This window comes from Acinetobacter portensis, assembly GCF_010646905.1.
Lineage (GTDB): Bacteria > Pseudomonadota > Gammaproteobacteria > Pseudomonadales > Moraxellaceae > Acinetobacter > Acinetobacter portensis.
Window position 1 is genome coordinate 1922162 of sequence record NZ_JAAARQ010000002.1, and the last position, 21210, is coordinate 1943371.

The 21210-nt window shown below is 37.4% G+C and carries 15 protein-coding genes; 7 read left to right on the forward strand and 8 right to left on the reverse strand.

The features are described 5' to 3' along the window. Positions 1 to 259 precede the first annotated feature (259 nt). Complete coding sequence (locus tag GTK57_RS09130) at positions 260 to 1585, reverse strand: ISNCY family transposase (RefSeq protein ID WP_171522146.1); 1326 nt, start codon at positions 1583 to 1585, stop codon at positions 260 to 262. A 362-nt stretch (positions 1586 to 1947) separates the two neighbouring features. On the opposite strand from GTK57_RS09130, the gene GTK57_RS09135 reads away from it, so the two are divergent. Continuing rightward, complete coding sequence (locus GTK57_RS09135; RefSeq protein WP_163122902.1) at positions 1948 to 3402, forward strand: SulP family inorganic anion transporter; 1455 nt, start codon at positions 1948 to 1950, stop codon at positions 3400 to 3402. Between the two features lie 106 nt (positions 3403 to 3508). On the opposite strand, the gene GTK57_RS09140 is transcribed toward GTK57_RS09135, so the two are convergent. After that, positions 3509 to 4792: a ribonucleotide-diphosphate reductase subunit beta gene (locus tag GTK57_RS09140; RefSeq protein ID WP_163122905.1), complete on the reverse strand. Its 1284-nt coding sequence runs from the start codon at positions 4790 to 4792 to the stop codon at positions 3509 to 3511. A gap of 411 nt (positions 4793 to 5203) precedes the next feature. Beyond that, positions 5204 to 8038 (reverse strand): ribonucleoside-diphosphate reductase subunit alpha, encoded by a 2835-nt coding sequence (locus GTK57_RS09145; protein WP_163122909.1) that lies wholly within the window; start codon positions 8036 to 8038, stop codon positions 5204 to 5206. A gap of 594 nt (positions 8039 to 8632) precedes the next feature. Between GTK57_RS09145 and bfmR the strand changes: the two genes are divergently transcribed. Beyond that, positions 8633 to 9349, forward strand: coding sequence for a response regulator transcription factor BfmR (gene bfmR / locus GTK57_RS09150; protein ID WP_152875196.1), 717 nt, complete (start codon positions 8633 to 8635; stop codon positions 9347 to 9349). Positions 9350 to 9388: 39 nt separating this feature from the next. Next, positions 9389 to 11053: a sensor histidine kinase BfmS gene (gene bfmS, locus GTK57_RS09155; RefSeq protein ID WP_163122912.1), complete on the forward strand. Its 1665-nt coding sequence runs from the start codon at positions 9389 to 9391 to the stop codon at positions 11051 to 11053. 97 nt (positions 11054 to 11150) lie between these two features. Here the strand turns inward: bfmS and putP are convergent, their stop codons facing one another. The 5 genes from putP to GTK57_RS09180 form a co-directional block, all read right to left on the reverse strand. Further along, positions 11151 to 12641 (reverse strand): sodium/proline symporter PutP, encoded by a 1491-nt coding sequence (gene putP, locus GTK57_RS09160; RefSeq protein ID WP_171500285.1) that lies wholly within the window; start codon positions 12639 to 12641, stop codon positions 11151 to 11153. A 220-nt stretch (positions 12642 to 12861) separates the two neighbouring features. Beyond that, complete coding sequence (locus tag GTK57_RS09165) at positions 12862 to 13713, reverse strand: SPFH domain-containing protein (RefSeq protein ID WP_152875200.1); 852 nt, start codon at positions 13711 to 13713, stop codon at positions 12862 to 12864. 1 nt (position 13714) lies between these two features. Then, positions 13715 to 14200 (reverse strand): NfeD family protein, encoded by a 486-nt coding sequence (locus GTK57_RS09170; protein ID WP_152875202.1) that lies wholly within the window; start codon positions 14198 to 14200, stop codon positions 13715 to 13717. Between the two features lie 111 nt (positions 14201 to 14311). Beyond that, positions 14312 to 15229: a patatin-like phospholipase family protein gene (locus GTK57_RS09175; RefSeq protein ID WP_152875204.1), complete on the reverse strand. Its 918-nt coding sequence runs from the start codon at positions 15227 to 15229 to the stop codon at positions 14312 to 14314. A gap of 64 nt (positions 15230 to 15293) precedes the next feature. Further along, positions 15294 to 15920 carry a 1-acyl-sn-glycerol-3-phosphate acyltransferase gene (locus GTK57_RS09180; RefSeq protein ID WP_163122915.1) on the reverse strand — a complete coding sequence of 209 codons (627 nt, stop codon included), beginning with the start codon at positions 15918 to 15920 and terminating at the stop codon, positions 15294 to 15296. A 123-nt stretch (positions 15921 to 16043) separates the two neighbouring features. Here GTK57_RS09180 and GTK57_RS09185 point away from each other — a divergent pair, with 123 nt between their 5' ends. From GTK57_RS09185 to GTK57_RS09200, 4 genes are all read left to right on the forward strand, one after another. After that, positions 16044 to 17297, forward strand: a complete 1254-nt coding sequence (locus GTK57_RS09185) for an MFS transporter (RefSeq protein WP_163122918.1) — start codon at positions 16044 to 16046, stop codon at positions 17295 to 17297. 172 nt (positions 17298 to 17469) lie between these two features. Beyond that, on the forward strand, positions 17470 to 19146 hold the full coding sequence (locus GTK57_RS09190) for a phosphoethanolamine transferase (protein ID WP_152874443.1): 1677 nt from the start codon (positions 17470 to 17472) through the stop codon (positions 19144 to 19146). Positions 19147 to 19149: 3 nt separating this feature from the next. Further along, on the forward strand, positions 19150 to 19833 hold the full coding sequence (locus GTK57_RS09195) for a response regulator transcription factor (protein WP_163122921.1): 684 nt from the start codon (positions 19150 to 19152) through the stop codon (positions 19831 to 19833). Continuing rightward, a complete protein-coding gene (locus tag GTK57_RS09200; protein ID WP_152874441.1) occupies positions 19834 to 21150 on the forward strand; it encodes an ATP-binding protein in 1317 nt (438 codons plus the stop codon). Positions 21151 to 21210 lie beyond the last annotated feature (60 nt).

Here is a 21210-nt window from a genome sequence, read left to right on the forward strand (position 1 = left end):
AACTCCGAAGAGGGTTTTAAGATTTTCGTCAAACGATACATAGCTTGTCATTAGCAGGATAATCAAATCAGTATCTTAGTTATTCTAACGAACCATAATGACATCATACTGGGACTCAAGAAGTATCATTATGAGTGTAAGACGACTCAACCTGTGTCATTTTTCGATACATAACTTTTCAGACTCAAGACTTATAACAAAGGTTGTTGTTGTTATTCCAAAGTAGAAATGTCCTACCTAATAACCAAATAGAAATGTCCTATAAGGACATTTCTAAGTCAAGCGCAGGATTTATATTTCGTTGTTGAATTACTGTTTTCTGTGCACGTCTGCTTGGCATTTTTTGAGAGCGATTACGTTTGTTTTGTTGTTCTAATTCCTCATGCTGTTGTTGAATATGCGCTAAGACAGACCCTAAACGCTTGTTCTCAACTACTTCTCGCTGATTCAGCTGACTTAATTTATCAAAGATGCTGTAATTGATCTTTCTTGCTTGATACTCAATGCCAACCGTACCATCTGGATATTCTAAGAACTCAATATATTTACCCATCAAAGTATGGTTTTGTTCAATATTTTCTAAAATATAAATGCACTTATCGTAGGTAATGGTGAGGCTTTTACTGACTTTACGTGGTTCCCGCCAAGTAAAAATACTATCTAATTCCTGAGGGGTTTCAGTGCTGCAGCGATGTAGGTCTTTGGGATTCGATGCCACTTTGGCAAACTTACGATTAAATTGCTCAATAAAGCAGGGCAACCAGGCGTTCGCCTCTGCAATGCTATTGATACCTTCTAGGCGCATCTCTTTAATCAGACGATCCTGAAGGGTTCTATTGGCGCGTTCTACACGACCCTTGGCCTGTGGGGAGTTGGCAAAGATAATATCAATATTCAATCTACTCAGCACACGTCCAAACTGCGTTATTTTAGTTTCTTGTTTACTGCTCTGATTCACTCTAAATACTGAATGTTTATCACTATAAAAAGCCAAAGGCTTGCCATGTTGTTCGATATAGCAGCGTGTCGAAAGCATATAATCAAAGGTTGATTCTGTTTCACAGAAACGTAAGTGCTGTAATTTACTGGTCGCATCATCAATATAAACCAGTAAACAGCATTTAGCGGCTCTTCCTTCAAACCAGTCATGATATGAGCCATCGATTTGAATGAGTTCACCCAAGCAATCACGGTTATAGCGGGGTTGATATGGGCGTTTCATGCGTTTGGAGCGTGGAATCCATAAGCCAGCTGCAATCATCCAGCAACGTAGCGTTTCCACTGAAATATCCAACCCATGTACAGTGCTAAGCTTTTCATGTGCTAGGGTCGGCCCGAAACCATAGAGTTGTTCTGCAATGATAGTCAGGCAGTGTAATCTTAGTTCTTCTGATCGCTTAGAATTACTCGATTGACCACGACCGGCATGAGCCAATGCTGCGGGACCGTGAGCTTTATAGGCTTGAATTAAGCGCCGGATCTGGCGTTCTGAGAGTTGTAAAAGCTCTGAAGCTTTAGATTGCGTTATGCGTCGATCACAGACTTCTTGTAAGACTGACAATCGTTTAAGTTCTTTATCCGACATAGACACCAACATATTAAATCGTCCGCTAAGAAAATCTCTAGTTGAGTATTCTAAAAGCGGACATTTCTACTTTGGAGAAACCGGACATTTCTATTTGGGACTTACAGTTGTCTTTCATATAACAGCCATTATGTTAAGTAGAATTTAGCTAATTTTCCTTATTGGCTATTCAATGATATAATTGCCTATGAAAACCCTCTAAAATTAGTTCTCTTCTTTATGACACTTACGCCACCTTAAGTTTATTTACCTCTTAAATCAGTAAATAACTCATCACTGTCTAGTGATGTGGTGTAGTCGCTTGTGTGTCGTATATGTCACGTCACTAGCCTATCTAAAATTCCAAAAATCAGGCTATTTTTATGTTATCTAATGTCCGAGAACAATGGTTCTCTAACATCCGTGGAGATGTGCTTGCAGGGCTAGTTGTAGGTCTTGCACTCATTCCAGAAGCTATCGCATTTTCAATAATTGCAGGCGTAGACCCAAAAGTTGGCTTGTACGCCTCGTTCTGTATTGCCGTAGTGATTTCATTCATTGGTGGTCGTCCAGCAATGATTTCAGGAGCTACAGGTGCGATGGCACTGCTTATGGTCACTTTGGTCAAAGAGCATGGGCTTGAATACTTACTTGCTGCAACAATTTTAACTGGTGTCATTCAAATATTAGCAGGCTATTTGAAACTGGCTAAGCTGATGCGCTTTGTTTCTAAGTCTGTCGTGATTGGCTTTGTGAATGCCTTAGCTATCTTAATTTTTATGGCACAGCTACCCGAGTTAACTAATGTGACTTGGCACGTTTATGCTTTGGTCGCACTAGGTCTAGGTATTATTTACTTATTTCCTTTGATCCCTAAATTAGGAAAATTACTACCGTCTCCGCTTGTTTGCATTATTGCGATTACGTTATTGGCAATCGCCCTCGGAATTGATGTGAGAACAGTTGGTGATATGGGAGCTTTACCTGACACACTTCCAATGTTCTTGATTCCCAATATTCCTTTGAATATTGAAACATTGATGATCATTTTGCCGTATTCGGTAGCACTAGCGGCTGTGGGTCTACTTGAATCCATAATGACTGCAACTATCGTGGATGAAATGACTGATACCCCAAGTGATAAATTCCAAGAATGCAAAGGACAAGGTATTGCGAATATTGCATCTGGTTTCATGGGGGGAATGGCAGGTTGTGCCATGATTGGTCAATCCATGATTAATGTGAAGTCGGGCGGTCTCACTCGTCTATCAACATTCTCAGCAGGCATTTTCCTCTTAATCTTAGTGGTCTTTATTAGTGATTGGCTCAAAGTCATTCCAATGGCTGCGCTAGTAGCTGTCATGATTATGGTTTCAATAGGAACATTCGAATGGCGTTCTCTTGCCGAGTTTAGACAGAACCCGAAAACCAGTAATGTTGTGATGGTTGCTACAGTCATTGTGGTAGTTGCGACTCATAATTTAGCATTAGGGGTACTGACAGGCGTTCTATTGTCGGCATTGTTTCTGGCGAACAAGTTAGAGAATGATATTCGTGTGGAATCTAGTTTAGAGGGTATGCATCGCTTATATGACTTACATGGTCAGATCTTCTTTAGTTCTTCTGAAAAATTCATGCAGGGCTTTGACTTTAAGGAAGATGTTAAAGAAGTGATTATTGATTTAACACATGCTCATATTTGGGATGTTACATCAGTTGCTATGCTTGATTCCGTAGTAAGCAAATTTCAAAAGAATGGTGTCAATGTGACTGTACGTGGCTTAAATGAAGCTAGTACCAATATGATTGATAAGTATGGGGTACATGCCAAAATTTAAGTTGAAAATATTATTTATTATCAAATACTAAAAAAAACCACCAGATATTGGTGGTTTTTTTATGAATGACAACTTATTATGTGTCGCTTGACGATCTAAAAAGCTATTACCAGCTTAATGCGCCACCAGTTTGGTAGTCCGTCACGCGAGTTTCAAAGAAGTTCTTCTCTTTACGTAAGTCCATCATCTCAGACATCCACTGGAACGGATTCGTTGCGCCAGCAAACTGTTCAGGCAAGCCCAATTGGCTTAAACGACGGTTACAGATGAACTTCAAGTAATCTTCCATCATCGCTGCATTCATACCCAATACACCACGTGGCATAGTGTCACGCGCATATTCGATTTCAAGCATCGTACCTTCAAGAATCATTTGAATGATTTCTTCTTGGAACTCGGCAGTCCAAAGGTGAGGGTTCTCAATCTTGATTTGGTTAATCATATCGATACCAAAGTTCAAGTGCATAGACTCATCACGTAAAATGTATTGGAATTGCTCAGCAACACCATTCATTTTATTGCGACGACCCATAGACAAAATTTGGCTGAAACCACAATAGAAGAAAATACCTTCAAGAACACAATAGAACGCGATCAAGTTGCGAAGCAAAATTTGGTCGTTTTCAGGTGTACCTGTTTGGAAAGTAGGATCACATAAAGATTGAGTGTACTTCAAGCCCCAAGCTGCTTTACGTGCTACTGATGGTACTTCACGGTACATGTTGAAGACTTCGCCTTCATCCATACCTAAAGATTCGATACAGTATTGGTAAGCATGCGTATGAATTGCTTCTTCAAACGCTTGACGCAAGATGTATTGACGGCATTCAGGGTTCGTAATATGACGATAAATTGCAAGAACTAAGTTGTTTGCAACCAATGAATCGGCTGTCGAGAAGAAACCTAAAGAACGCATAACAATAGTACGTTCGTCTTCAGTTAAGCCATTTTCAGACTTCCAAAGCGCGATATCGTGGTTCATGTTAACTTCTTGTGGCATCCAGTGGTTTGCACAACCGTCTAGATATTTTTGCCAAGCCCACTCGTATTTGAACGGCACAAGTTGGTTCAAGTCAGCACGACAGTTAATCATTGCTTTGTCGTCAACTTGTACACGCTGAGCGCCCATTTCAAGCTCTTCTAAGCCTGGAGCAACATCAAGTGTTTCTAAGGCGTTAGATGCTCTTGCCAACGGATCGGTTGGATCTGTTGTTCTGTTTGAACTGGTTCGAGCGGGTTGTGGAGCTGCCACACTCGACGGTTCGTTGCTTGCATCAGATACCATCTGCGAATCAGTCGTTTTTTGCGGTTCGACGGGCGCAGACTTGTGTTCAGGTGCAGCCGGTTTTTGCGAATCATCTTCGAAATCGTCCCAACTTAGGATAGACATATTAAATTCTCTCTTCGTTGCTTTATATCTTTTATGAAGACATCCAACTTACGAAGTTGAGATGTCCATACTATACGCTTAATTCGAGTAAGCAAAATTAAGTTTTACCAAGCTTTGTTTTAATCTTGTTCGAAAAAATCAAAGTTCCACACTACTTATTTTGATTACGCTTTTGTTCTCTTGCTTTTACCCAAATGTAACCAAGTGGGATGTAAAACAAAACAAGAAAGGAAATGACCAGAACAACAAGTCCTAACATGTAGTTGTGAGTCATATGTTCCATGTGCATTTCCTTTTGTTTGTATTTTTAATCTCCCTAAATCCCTCTTTTAAAAAGAGGGACTTTCTTTCTGCTATTTGCTTCGAGAAATCCCCCTCCTTTTAGGAGGGGCTAGGGGAGGTTTTGTCAGCTTACTGACAAGCCTCACAATCTGGGTTGTCAATTGAACATGCCATTGGTACTGGTGCTGCTTGAGCAAAATCATCTTCTTCAACAGCTTCAGGTTTTTTTGCTTCTACTACAGGCGCTGCAACAACAGGAGCAGCAGTGGCAGTTGTGTTTTTAACTGCATTCAACGCACCCGTATTAATTGTAGATTTCTCTGCAGAAGTCGCACCCAATGCACGAAGGTAATAAGTTGTCTTAAGACCACGTAACCACGCCATTTTGTACGTCATATCCAATTTCTTACCATTTGCACCAGAGATGTAAAGGTTAAGAGACTGAGCTTGATCGATCCATTTTTGACGACGAGATGCAGCATCAACAATCCAACGTGGCTCAACTTCGAACGCAGTTGCGAAGATTGCTTTTAATTCGTCAGGAATGCGAGAAATCTTTTGAACAGAACCTTCAAAATGTTTCAGGTCATTCACCATTACAGAATCCCAAAGACCGCGATCTTTTAACGCACGTACTAGGTACGGGTTGATCACTGTGAATTCACCAGAAAGGTTAGATTTCACATAAAGGTTCTGGAAAGTAGGTTCGATAGACTGAGAAACACCACAAATGTTAGAAATTGTCGCTGTAGGCGCAATTGCCATCACGTTAGAGTTACGCATACCATCTTTTTGAACTTTGGTACGTAAAGTGTCCCAATCCAAACGAGTTGTACGGTCAACTTCGAACATGCGTTCTGGGCGTGATTTCGCAACTAAATCTAAAGAGTCAATTGGTAAAATACCTTGATCCCACAATGAACCTTTAAATGTTTCGTAAGCACCACGTTCAACAGCTAAGTCGCTAGATGTTGCAATTGCGTAGTACGAAATAACTTCCATCGATTCATCGGCAAAATCAACAGCAGCATCTGAACCGTAAGCAATTTGCATTTCGTATAACGCATCTTGGAAGCCCATGATGCCCATACCAACAGGACGATGCTTCATGTTAGAAGTACGTGCTTGTGGTACTGCGTAATAGTTGATGTCGATGACGTTGTCGAGCATACGAACAGCAGTTTTTACTGTGCGAGCAAGTTTTTCACGGTCTAAAACACCACCTTGAACGTGTTGTACAAGGTTAATCGAACCTAAGTTACAAACTGCAATTTCGTCTTGGTTTGTGTTTAATGTGATTTCTGTACATAAGTTAGATGAGTGAACTACGCCCACATGTTGTTGTGGTGAACGTAAGTTACAAACGTCTTTGAATGTGATCCACGGGTGACCTGTTTCAAATAACATAGAAAGCATTTTGCGCCACAAGTCTTTTGCACGAATTTTCTTGTGCAACATATTTGTTTCTTTCGCAATGCCTTCATAGTAAGCATAACGTTCAGCAAATTCAGCGCCTGTTAAATCATGCAAATCTGGTGTTTCAGATGGTGTGAACAGTGTCCATTCAGCATCTTCAAATACACGTTGCATGAATAAATCAGGAACCCAGTTCGCTGTATTCATATCATGTGTACGACGACGGTCATCACCGGTGTTCTTACGAAGCTCTAGGAATTCTTCAATGTCCAAGTGCCAAGTTTCCAAATATGCACAAACTGCACCTTTACGCTTACCACCTTGGTTTACCGCAACGGCTGTATCGTTCGCAACTTTAAGGAATGGAACAACACCTTGAGATTTACCGTTTGTGCCTTTGATATATGAGTTCAATGCACGAACAGGCGTCCAGTCATTACCTAAACCACCCGCCCATTTAGAAAGAAGGGCGTTGTCACGCATAGAACCATAAATGTTATATAGGTCATCTGAAATTGTTGTTAAGTAGCAGCTAGACAACTGTGGACGTAAAGTACCCGAGTTGAACAATGTAGGCGTAGAAGCCATATAGTCAAAACGAGATAGTAAGTTATAGAACTCAATTGCGCTGTCTTCACGGTTTGCTTCATTCAATGATAAGCCCATTGAAACACGCATGAAGAATAATTGCGGTAATTCGAAACGAACGTCATCTGAGTGGATGAAGTAACGGTCAAATAAAGTTTGAAGACCTAAATATGTAAATTGGTTAGAGCGTTCTGGTTGAATCGCAGCAGCCAATTTAGCAAGGTCAAAATTTAATAATTCAGGTGAAAGAAGTTCTAGCTCAACACCTTTTTTCAAGAATGTTTCTAAAGCATCTGCTTCTGAAGTGTCTGTAGAAAGACCCAAGAACTCAAGACCTGTTGCAACCAAATTGTCACGAAGTAAACGTGCAGTTACATACGTGTAGTTAGGCTCTTGTTCAATACGAGTACGCGTTGCCATCATCATTGTTGTAGAGATGTCAGTCGCTTTTACACCGTTATAAAGGTTTTTAACTGTTTCATCGATGATCGCTTGAACATTAATACCTTCTAAACCTTCGCTCGCTTTTTCAATTGTTGCTTGAAGACGGCTTAAATCTAGAGGAGCAAGCTGACCATTTGTCCCTGTAATTTGTAGCGTAGGATGATGATGCTCATTCATTTGCTTACGTGCTTCAGAACGCTGTTCACGATAAATTACATAAGAACGTGCAACTTTTTGTTCCCCAGTACGCATAAGTGCAAGTTCAACTTGATCTTGAATTTCTTCAATATGAATTGTGCCACCAGAAGGTAAACGACGTGTAAAAGTATTTAATACCATTTCTGTAAGCTGAGAAATACGATCATGAATTCGGCTAGAGTCTGTGCTCTGTTGACCTTCAACTGCTAAAAATGCTTTACCAATTGCAACAGCAATTTTTTCTGCATCAAAAGCAGCAACATCACCGGTGCGTTTAATCACCTGAATTTGGCCGGGTGTTGATGTGATTACGCTCATTGTCAGCATAGCTCCATATGTCATCTATTTTTATGTTTATGGACCATTTGAACTGGGCGAATATTAGGCCACAGTGTATGAGGGATAAACACAAGACTTAGTGGTTTGAAATTGATTTACACACAAGATACGGGAAAAAAGAGGTTAGATCAATATTGACATTTCGCTAATTTTTTTTTCGTAGAATCTCAGTTTTTATTTACAAAAAAATTCCCATTTTTTGTATTTTTTATCGAAGTCTTATTACACAAGGAGATAGCATAACAAAGCTACGATTAAGTGCTTATAGATAAACTTGTGGATAAGTGAAAAAGTCTGGAACAAGCAAACAGTTTTTGAACAAAAAACAAAATGGATCAAATAAAATACTAATTGTAACTTTATATTTATATTTGAATGGTGAATTATCACGATAATTTGAAAACTTTAATTAATTCAACATGTAAAAAAATATAACAAAATGCTACTTTGATGTATCAGTTTGGTGAACAGAATCTTGTTTACAATGTAAACGTGTGTATATTGCAATTATAGATTTGGATGTATCTCTTTGGATTTATAAAGAATACGCAATGACTAATAAAGGGGCACCTAATGAGCCAAGAAGAAAAGTTACCTAAAATTTTAATTGTTGAAGATGATGAGCGCCTTGCACGTTTGACTCAAGAATACTTAATTCGTAATGGATTAGAAGTTGGGGTAGAACCAGATGGCAACCGTGCCATTCGTCGAATTATTGCAGAACAACCAGATATGGTTGTACTAGATGTTATGTTACCTGGCGCAGATGGCTTAACTATTTGTCGCGAAGTTCGTCCGCATTACCATCAACCTATTTTAATGCTTACAGCACGTACTGAAGATATGGATCAAGTTCTTGGTCTAGAAATGGGTGCAGATGACTATGTTGCTAAACCAGTTCAGCCTCGTGTTCTTTTAGCTCGTATTCGCGCATTGCTTCGTCGTACAGACAAAGCGCCAGAAGATGAAGTTGCACAACGTATCGAATTTGATGATTTAGTTATCGACAATGGTGGTCGTTCAGTGACTTTACATGGCGAATTAGTAGATTTCACAAGTGCTGAATATGACTTGTTGTGGTTGCTTGCTTCAAATGCGGGTCGCATTTTATCTCGTGAAGATATTTTTGAGCGTCTTCGTGGTATTGAATACGATGGTCAAGATCGTTCAATTGACGTGCGTATTTCGCGTATTCGTCCAAAAATTGGTGATGATCCTGAGAATCCTAAGCGTATTAAAACTGTACGCAGTAAAGGTTATTTATTTGTTAAAGAAACAAATGGTCTGTAATTTTAGTTATCGTTCTTTGGTCTAAAACAGGACATTCTCGTGTTTAAACACAGTATATTTTTGCGCATATATGGCGGTTTAGTCATATTGGTGGTTTTGGTTGCACTTTTTGGTTATCTACTTGTGCAGATCATTAACTACCAACGTGCGCAAGAATATAGAGAATCACTGACAGATGGTATTTCATATATCATTAGTGAAGGTATTGCTAGGCAGCCCAATCAGCAACAAAAGTTAGATTGGATTTCAGACGCATCTGATTTATTAGAATTGCCAATATATTATGTCGATTCTACGAAAGTAAGTTTAACGCGGACTGAAAAAAAACGAATAGATGAGCAAAAAGCAGTTGTTCGTTATGATGCAAGCAATACCATTACTTATGTCATTTTGGGTGTAAAAGAAGATCCTAATCATTATGTATACATTCGGGTAGATAACTTTAATGAGCGGCAAATGAAAGCTTTGCCAATTTTCATTATGGATTATTTGGTTTATTTCCCAGGGCAAGAAAAAGAATATTTACAGAAAATTCAATCTAGATTTTCATATCCTGTCAGTATTGAAAGTATTCAAAAACTTCCACTCGATTCCGATCAAATTAGTCGTTTACGTCTAGATCACAGCATCGTTTTGTATAGAGACAATGCAAGCACACGCGGTACCAATGTTTCGATTGTTTCTCCAATGTCGAATTCACATACACAAGTTTTGGTTTTAGGTCCAATTCCACTATTCAATTGGATGCCTTATCAACTTGCTGCAGGAATTACGTTACTCAGTTTATTTGTTCTAAGTTTGGGCGTATACGGCTTATTGGTGCCTATGCAGCGTAAAATTAGCCAAGTGAATTTAGCTTTAAATGGGATGAAAACAGGGGATTTAAGCCTTCGTTTACCTGTAGAAGGCTCAGATGAAATGGCAAGTTTGGCTTCTAGTTATAACAGTATGTCAGACCATATTCAGCGTCTTATAGAAGCACAGCGTGAATTAATGCGTGCAGTTTCGCATGAGTTAAGAACACCTGTTGCGCGAATTCGTTTTGGTATGGAAATGCTAGCGGAAGATGACGATTACGATAGCCGTCTTCAGCAAGTCGACATGATTGATAAAGATATTGAAGCGCTGAATAACTTAATTGATGAAATTATGACCTATGCTAAATTAGAGCAAGGTACACCATCATTTGATTTTGAAAAAGTAATATTACTTGAAGTTTTAGAACAAGTTGTCACTGAAACAGAAGCACTAAAAACACAAAAAGAAATTGTATTACAAGTACCTCCTGAAAATTTAGTAGTAGATGCTGAATATCGTTATTTGCATCGTGTTGTTCAAAATTTAGTGGGTAATGCTGTTCGCTATTGCAACCATAAGGTTGTGATTAGTGGTGGGATAAATTATCAAGGCGAAGCTTATATTTGTGTTGAAGATGATGGTGCGGGTATTCCAAAAGAAGATCGTTCTCGTGTTTTTGAGGCATTTTCTCGTTTAGATGATAGCCGTACTCGCGCATCTGGTGGTTATGGTTTAGGGCTTTCTATTGTAAGCCGTATTGCATACTGGTTTGGTGGTAGCATAGCTGTGGATGAAAGCCCAACATTGGGTGGTGCACGATTTATTATGACTTGGCCTGCTAAACGATTTAAAAAGCAGAAGAAAAACTACTTGAAAGGCATAATTGAAAGTAGTTCTGAACAGTGAAACATTATTAGATTTGAAATAAAAAAAGCCAGTTAGAAAACTGGCTTTTTTTATTGATGTCTATTGTTCTCATTTAAAACTTTAGAACAGTATGTGATTATTTCATTGCATCATTGTAAAGTGTATCTGCTTCGTTAAAACGATCTTGAATATCTTGGCTTGGTTCTTTGTCCATTAAACTCACCACAATAATTGCAATGAACGAACAGATAAAGCCAGGAACGATTTCGTAAAGACCTGTATCAGCAAAGAAGTTTTTCCAAAGAATAACAATAACAGCACCTAGAATCATACCCACTAAAGCACCATTTAATGTCATTCGTTTCCAGAATAACGATAAGATGATCAGTGGACCAAATGCAGCACCAAAACCTGCCCAAGCATAAGCAACAAGACCGAGTACTTTAGATTCTGGGTTGCCTGCCAACCAAATTGCAAGAATTGCAATAAGAAGAACCATAAGACGACCAATCCAAACCAGCTCTTTTTGAGTTGCTGTTTTACGAATAAACGTTTTGTAAAAGTCTTCAGTTAAAGTACTAGAGCATACAAGTAATTGGCAACTTAAAGTACTCATTACAGCAGCTAAAATTGCGGCTAAAACAATACCTGCAATCCATGGGTTAAATAAAATTTTAGTGAGTTCCATGAATACAGTTTCGGGATTTGCATTTACAACAGCAGCAAGTTCAGGATGTTGTTGGAAATAAGCAATACCAATGAAGCCAGCAGCGACTGCGCCACCTAAACATAAAATCATCCATGCCATACCAATACGACGTGCATTTGGAATAGATTTAACAGAATCTGCCGCCATAAAGCGTACGAGAATATGTGGTTGACCAAAATAACCTAAGCCCCAAGCAAGTAGAGAGATAATCGCTACAAAGCTTAAATCGCCCATAATATTCATGGCTTGTGGGCGAGCTGCTTCAAGTGCCAATGTCACTTGAGATAGATCGGAGAAAGTTAGGATTGCAACAACTGGGGTTAATAATAAAGCGAAAATCATTAATCCAGCTTGAATGGTATCGGTCCAACTTACTGCTAAGAAGCCACCAATAAATACATAACTGATTGTTGCAATAGCACTAATCCATAAAGCTGTACTGTAAGACATATCAAACATGCTTTCGAATAAACGTGCACCTGCAACCATGCCAGAAGCACAGTAAATTGCAAAGAAAATTAGAATGATAACTGCAGAAGCAATACGTAAAATTTTCTTATTGTCATTAAAGCGGTTAGCAAAATAGTCGGGTAGTGTCAGGGCGTTGTTTTGTACTTCTGTATGTACACGTAAGCGACCTGCAACTAAGTACCAGTTTATCCATGCGCCAATAATTAAACCAATGGCAATCCAAGATTCTGAAAGCCCAGATAAATAAATTGCGCCCGGTAAACCCATGAGTAACCAACCACTCATGTCGGATGCACCTGCAGAAAGTGCTGTAACAAAACTACCTAAACGACGACCACCAAGAATGTAGTCCGAAAAGTTAGTGGTAGCTCGGTATGCCATTAAACCAATGAAGATCATGGCGACAATGTAGAATAAAAAGGTTATTAGTGTCGGATTCAAATTCATAACTATGTCCATGTCAGGATAAATAGAAACGTTGTTTTAAGGTGAATTTTGTCAGGCTTTTAATTAGGTTCACTTAAAACTTGTTTGCTAATCATATATAAAGTCAAAAATAAAGAGTCATTTTATACATAATTTATTAATAATTGCTGTTTTATCGTAAGTAAAAAAAATATGGGTAGCAAATTTGCTACCCATATTTTGTGATTTTTCTATTATTTTATTAGCCGCGTCCCATCACACCGCGAATGGTTTGCATAATATCTGCAGGTAAAACGACAGTTTTAGCATTGTTCGATTTAGCCATATCTTGCATTGCTTTAACATATTGCTCACCAAGTAAGTAGGCAACTGGAATTTCTTTATCACCTACGGCAGAGGTGACTAGCTCAATCGCACGTTGTGAAGATTCGGCTAAAACAATTTGTGCTTCTGCATCACGACGAGATGCTTCTAAACGACCATCTGCTTCAAGAATTGCCGCTTGTTTTTCACCATCTGCTTTAGTAACTGTTGCACGACGTTGACGTTCAGCAGCAGCTTGTTCTTCCATGGCAGTTTGCATAGTGTGAGATGGTTTAATATCTTGAATTTCTACAGTTTTAAGCGTAATACCCCAGTCTGCAATATCATCTGAAATAGCAGCTTTAAGTTTTGCTTTAATATGGTCGCGTGAAGACAAAGCATCGTCCAAATCCATTTCACCAACAATTGACCGTAGTGAAGTTTGAACCATGTTTTGAATTGCCCAAGTGTAGTTTTCAATACCATACACTGCTTTTTCTGGCGTTGTTAAGTTAATGTAAGCAACGGCATTCATTAATAAAACAGCGTTATCGCGTGAAATTACTTCTTGTGATGGAATATCAAGTACGATGTCTTTTGTTGTTACTTTATAAGCAACTTCATCAATATAAGGAATTACAAAGTTTAAACCAGGTCCAAGCGTTGTATGGTATTTACCTAAACGTTGAACAATCCATTTATAACCTTGTGGAACAATACGTACGCCTTTAAAAATTGTGATAGCGACAAAGGCTAAAAATGCCAAAACAATGATAGAACCAGCAGTCATTTTATTTACTCACTTTTTCATTTTCGTAATTGGTGGTGTGTGCTTGCACAACTAAATCGTTGCCCAAAATATCGATAACACGAACGCGATCGCCCACTTGTACATAAGATTGTGTGCGGCAGTTCCATTCATCTGACCCTAAAACAGGCATAGGAAAGCGAACTTTAATTTGGTCGTGTTCTAAATTGTTTTGAATGACCATGCCAATTTGACCAATGGTCGCTTCACGAGATAAGCCTGCTTTTGTTTTATCTGTAGAAAGTGGTTTGATGAATTTAAACCAAGCGATGGTGCATAGAACAGAGAGGATAATCCAAACAATGAGCTGAGTCGTTAGCCCCATAGATGGAAATAACCAATATAAAATTCCCACAAAGATGGCACCAACGCCAAACCAAAGTGCCGCAAATGCTGGAAGTAATAATTCAGAAAGAATTAAAACGACACCCAATACAAACCAATGCCACGGTTCCAAAATAAATTCCATACATTTTCTCTTTGTATTAGTACTGAATAAGGAAATGTTTGATATAGACGAAAAACGTATATATCAATTTAACAGATGAAACCCTATGTGGATATAGCAAATTTCTTGATTTTAGAACTTCGCTTTAGGTGCAGGTTTTAATGCAGCTGGAGATTTTTTGAAATCTGAAATGACTTTATTAATGGCTGTAATTTTAAGTTGAGTGGCTTTTTCGCCTGCTAAAATGGTTTCGTTGCTGGCTTTTAGGTCTAATGTTCCAATATGTCCAACTTTAGGTTGAATCACAATATTGGCTTGTTTAAGTTCTTCATTAATACTTTGTTGACCCATAATATTAATGGTCTGATCAAGTAAACCAAACATGCTTGTGGCTTTTCCGCCATCCGGACGTGCAGAAATATCAACAGCAATTACAATATCGGCACCCATGTCACGTGCAGTTTTGACAGGAATAGGGCTGACTAATCCACCATCGACATATGCTACGCCACCAATGGTTGCAGGAACAAATACGTTTGGAATACTGCAAGATGCGCGAACTGCCTGACCTGCATTACCTTTAATAAACTCAACTTTTTTACCGTTATCTAAACGTGTAGCAACGGCAGCGAACCGAATAGGAAATTTATCCATAGGCTTGTTTGCCACATTTTTATTTACATAATCTTGTAGCTTTTGACCTAATAAAAAACCTTGGCGGTTTAGTGTTAAATCTCGGATATCAGATTCTTGAAAGTTTAAGGCAATTTGTTGCAATTGATATGGCGATTTGCCACTGGCGTATAAGCTTCCTACAAAACTGCCTGCGCTTGTACCTGTCACAATTTTGGCTTTAATACCATGCGATTCTAAAACTTTAATCACGCCAATATGAGCAAAACCTTTGGCACCACCGCCACCCAGTGCAATGGCAATGACAGGTTCACGTGCTTTAATTGAGGTGGTTTGTGTTGTTGTTTTGGTCGCTTTGTCACAACCAAATAGGCTCAGGCCAAGAATAGCGAGAAGAGGAAGATGTAATAATTTCATAAACTAAACATAAAATAAATTAAACAAATAATGAGCACATCTCACCAAAAAGTAGACTATTTTGCTAGTCTTTTTTCCAATGCTTTTGTAACGGCTTTGCTAACCATTTTTCATGTTTAGGTGAAAAGTTGCCTTCATAAGTTTTTAATATGTTATTTAAATCTTTTTCATAATCGCCTGTAGTTTCAAATGTACCTAAAATTCGAATAACTTTGTTTTTATAATCAAAGGCAAACATGACAATAGGAATTTGAGCTACATGCGCAATGTGATAAAAACCACTACGAATTTTTTCAGCTTCTTTGCGTGTACCTTCAGGCGCCATGCCTACCCAAATATCATCTTTTGAGGCAATAATATCTGCAATTTGTTGCGTATGACCTTGCGGTGAATTCCGTACAACAGGAATAACACCAATCCATTGCAAAATTGGTTTGAGTGGTGTCTTAAACAAGGTATGTTTACCGAAAATGGTAATTTTAATATCTAATCCAAGTAAAGCTAAAAAGCCATGCCATGCATCTATATTTGATGTATGTGGCGAAATAATTGCAACTGCTTTAGGTAGATTGGGAAATTCCCCATGCATTTCCCAACCTTGTGTGAGAAAAATACGTTTAAAAAAACTTTGAGTGTAAATACTCGAGTTTCTATGAGGAACTAAGGGTGGCAGTTTTGGAAATTTATTCATGTTGTTTTATCAAAAGATTGAAATTAAACATTGATATAAATATTAAGCTTTAATATGCCATCGATCATTGGCAGAATAATGCATGTCATATAAGTATAAAAATATCAACTGCTTAGGAAGTTTATGTCTAATTTACGTAATGTCTATCTTATTTTGTTTTCATTATATTGGGCGCAAGGTTTACCAGTCGGTTTTATGACACATGCTTTGCCCGTTATTTTAAGAGCGCAAGGTGTTTCACTTGCACATATTGGTGGTTTTGGACTGCTGATGTTGCCATGGTCAATCAAAATATTTTGGGCACCCTTAGTCGATAAATTTGGATATCAAAAATTAGGTCATTACAGATCTTGGATTATTCCAACACAGTTACTTACTATTTTTGTGTTGATCACACTTTCGTTTATCCCAATAGAATCTTTAAATCAACCTGCTTACTTATTCATGTTCTTTGCTGTTTTACTGAGTATGAATTTAATTGGTGCAACGCAAGATGTCGCAACCGATGGATTAGCTGTAAATATCTTAAAAAATGAACAACAGCATTGGGGAAATACCTTTCAAGTGATCGGTTCTCGCTTAGGTTTTATTGTGGGTGGAGGAGCAATTCTGTGGGCTTTAGATTGGTTCAATTGGCAAATGACTTTTCTAGTATTAGCAGGATTGGTCGCTCTGAATACACTTCCCATTTTATTCACAAAAGAACCTTTGCATACAAGCAAGCTCAATCAAAATAAAAAAATTCAATTTGATTGGGGCGGTATTAAAGCTTATCTCGCATATTTTACCAATACGCCATTACTCTTTGCATGGTTGATGGTGCTAATCACGTTTAAAATTGCAGATGGATTATCGGGTCCATTACTCAAACCTTTAATGGTTGATATGGGGTTAAGTTTTTCGCAAATAGGTATATATGTCACTATGCTTGGCGTATGTGCAGCCTTGTTAGGTGCGGGTTTAGCGGGATTAAGCTTAAAACTTATATCTCGAGCAAAAGCATTACTAGTTTTTTCAGTTTTAAAAATTTTAAGCTTAGCTGCGTATGCATGGTTGGCTGACCAGTATGAAGCAAAAGCACACATTTCATCGTGGATTATTTATCTCGTAAATGCTGTAGAAGATATGGTGTCTTCGATGCTTTTAGTGGTGATGTTAACCTTGGTGATGCAATATAGCCGCAAAGAATATGCAGGAACAGATTTTACTTTTCAGGTTGCAATTATGGCTACGGTGAGTGGCCTCTTATATAGTTTTAGTGGTTTTTTTGGTGATGTATTTGGCTATAAGTCATATTTATGTTTAATATGCATTATTGCAGTGTTTGCAATTATTCCAATTATAAAATGGTTAAAACTAGATAAATCTCATAATTAAAAGATCATTCAGTTATCAGCATTTTTATAAAAATCAATCATTCTAATAATAGTTTATGTTTAAAAAATAAGTAAATTTACTATATTGCGATAAAACGAATATGTAATTTAAGTGTTTTTTAAGCTTTAAATATTAATGTAAGGCATTGGGTTTAACCCGTGATCTAACTGTTATGCAAAATTTAAAAGCAAAATTTAAAAATTTAAAAAATCAAATTAAGCCCATGAGTTTAAGTACATTTAATGTATGGGTGGCGTTATGGCTAAGTATTATCTTAAATATTGGTTTTTATGAAAAAATAAAAGAACTTACGCCGTATAGTGGCTTTAAAGCAGGATTGTTTTTAGCTGCCACAGTTTTTATTGTAATTGCAGCTTATAACTTACTTTTGCAAATTCTTGGATGGAAGTGGACTGCAAAAGTCACGGCCATTTCATTGATTATCATAGGTGGTTTTAGTTCTTATTTTGTGAATAGCTTAGGCGTAGTGATTACATCAGATCAAGTGCAAAATATGATGCAAACCGATCTTCGAGAAGCAAATGATTTATTGTCATTGCATCTTTTAAATTGGGTGTTTTTCATTATTATTTTACCCATTATGGTGATATTTTTTGTTCGAATAAAAGATGAATCTATAATTCGAATGATGCTTAAAAAAGTCATTTATAGCGTGGCATCATTGGCGATTATTGGTGGTTTATTATTTAGTTTCTATATCGATTTTGCTTCAATTTTTCGTGAAAATCGTGATTTGAAAGGGATGATCTCACCACAAAATTCCATTGCATCGACCATATCATATTTTCATAAAAAAGCGCCGAAGAAAGATTTACCTTTGGTGACTTATGGTGAAGATGCACAGCTCATTAAAAAATTCAGTGAAAAGAAAGTGCCTAAACTTATGGTTTTGGTGGTAGGTGAAACAGCACGTGCTGAAAGTTTTTCTCTTAATGGGTATGCAAAAAATACCAATCCTCAACTATCTCGACAAGATATCATTAATTTTAGCCAAGTCAGTTCTTGTGGTACGGCAACAGCCGTTTCAGTACCTTGTATGTTTTCTGGTATGCCGCGAACATCATACGATGAGCAGTTAGCAAGTCATCGAGAAGGTATGCTCGATATTGCGCAACGTGCAGGATATAAAGTTACTTGGATTGATAATAATTCTGGATGTAAAGGTACGTGTGATCGGGTTGAACAATATGAAATTCCAAAAGAATTAAGGGAAAAATGGTGTGATAGTTCAGGTGAATGTTTAGATGGGATTTTAGTCGATAGTCTAAAGCAGTTTTTATCAAATATTCCTGAATCAGATGAAACTCCTCGTTTAATTGTATTGCATCAAATGGGAAGTCACGGGCCTGCATATTTCAAACGCACGACGGATGAACTTAAACATTTCAAACCAAGTTGTGACACGAATGCAATTCAAGGGTGTAGTCAAGAAGCTTTAATTCATTCATATGACAATACTATTTTGTATACAGATTATATTTTAAGTGAACTCATCAATACCTTAAAAGAGAATAAAAAGTTTGAGACAGGTTTTTGGTATTTGTCTGATCATGGAGAATCTACGGGTGAAAAAGGCTTGTATTTACATGGTGCACCTTATGCCATTGCACCAAGTCAACAAACCCATATTCCAATGTTAATGTGGTTTTCACCTGAATGGAAACAGTCAAATTCACAGGAAATTGCTTGTTTAAATCAACAAAAAAATCAACAATTAAGTCAAGATAATTTATTCCCTTCAATGTTGTCATTATTGGGCATTAAAACAAAAGTAATCGATTCAAAAGTTGATATGTTGAATCTGTGTGATGGAAAACCTAGAGCATAAATTATGAGTAAAATTCTCATTATCGAAGATGATTTCATGATTGCAGAATCAACCATGACTTTATTGAAATATAATCAATATGAAGTCGAGTGGGTGAATAATGGCATAGACGGTCTAAAAAAACTGCAACAAGAGCTGTTTGATATTGTCTTGCTCGATTTAGGTTTGCCTATGATGGATGGTATGCAAGTTTTAAAGCAAATTCGTCAACATCATGGAAATTTACCCGTATTGATTATTTCCGCAAGAGATCAACTTAAAAATCGAGTAGATGGTTTAAATGAAGGTGCCGATGATTACTTGATTAAACCTTATGAGTTTGATGAACTACTTGCACGAATTTATGCCTTATTACGACGTTCTGGTGTGGTTGCAACATCAGAAAAGAGCTCTATTCTCAGCTGTGGTGAATTGGTTTTAGATGTTGAGCAACATCTTGTAAAATTCAAAGGGGAGTATATTGAGCTTTCAAATCGAGAATGGGCGATATTATTGCCCTTAGTTAGCCATCCAAATAAAATTTTTTCTAAAAGTAATTTAGAAGATAAGTTATATGACTTTGACAGTGAAATTAACAGTAATACGATAGAGGTATACGTTCATCATTTACGTAATAAATTAGGTAAAGACTTCATTCGAACCATACGTGGTTTAGGTTATCGTTTAGGGCAATTTCAGGATAAATAAATGCAGGCTCATTATTCTTTAAAAAAGCGCCTTATTATTTATGTTTCAGTTTTTAGTGTTGTTTTAGGGTGCTTATTAATTTTTTCAGCCTATCGAATTGCACTTGAAGAAATTGATGAAATTTTGGATGCTCAAATGCAAAATTTAGCAGAAAGAGTGTCTGAACATCAGCCAAAGCCAACAAGAAGTGATTTCAATTCACATGAACATTACCATGAAGAAGATTTGTTTGTTGATGTCTGGGAGTACGCTCAACGAGACCACTTGAAAGATGAAGCAAATTTATTGGTGGGTCCAGTAAAAAAAGCAGGTTTCTATACACACAATACTGCTCATGATGAGTGGCATACATATATTTTACCATCGGAAAAATATCAAATTCAGGTCAGTCAACAAAATTCGGTTCGAAAAGGTTTGGCTTTCGAACTGGCTTTGAATATGTTTATTCCGTATGTGCTTTTTTTACCTTTTGCCTTGTGGGGATTAATTTGGTTAATTCGTAGGAATTTAAAACCACTTGATGATTTTAAAGATGAGCTGATTAAGCGTGGGGCACATGAGTTAACTCCAATTCAAGCCAATCAATATCCTGAGGAAATCACCCCAACCATTCGTGAAATGAACCATCTTTTTGACCGAATTTTGCTGTCACAGCAAGAGCAGAAACAGTTTGTTGCAGATGCTGCACATGAGTTAAGAACACCTATTACTGCTTTAAACTTACAGACTAAAATTCTTTTGCAGCAGTTTCCAGAAGATCCGTCCATTAAAAATTTAAGCAAAGGTTTAACTCGCGTTCAGCACTTAGTCAGTCAGTTGTTGAGTTTAGCCAAACAAGATGCATCTGTGCATCATTTGGAAGAAAAACAAGAGTTTAACCTTGCTCAGGTTGCCGTGAATTGCATAGAACAGTTAATGCAATTTGCAATGCAAAAAGAAATAGACTTAGGGATGGAAGAGCAACACTCGATTATTCTATATGACCAAGAATCTACCGTTCATTCTATATTATTTAACTTGGTCGATAATGCGATTAAATATACCCCCGAAAAAGGGATCATCAATGTTTCTGTCATTCAGAATAATCAATTTGCATTTATGATTGTTGAAGATAGTGGTGCAGGTATTGATCCTTCACAATTCGAGAATATTCGAAAGCGATTTTACCGAATTCATAATCATGCTGAAATTGGCAGTGGTTTGGGTTTATCTATTGTAGATAAAGCGATTCAACACTTACACGGAACTTTAGAGTTCTCAAAAAGTGAAAGCTTAGGTGGCTTAAAAGTCATTGTAAAACTTCCAATAAGTATTTAATGACTATTGAATAAATAAAAAAATCGGGATTTCTCCCGATTTTTTAACTTAAATTTGCTT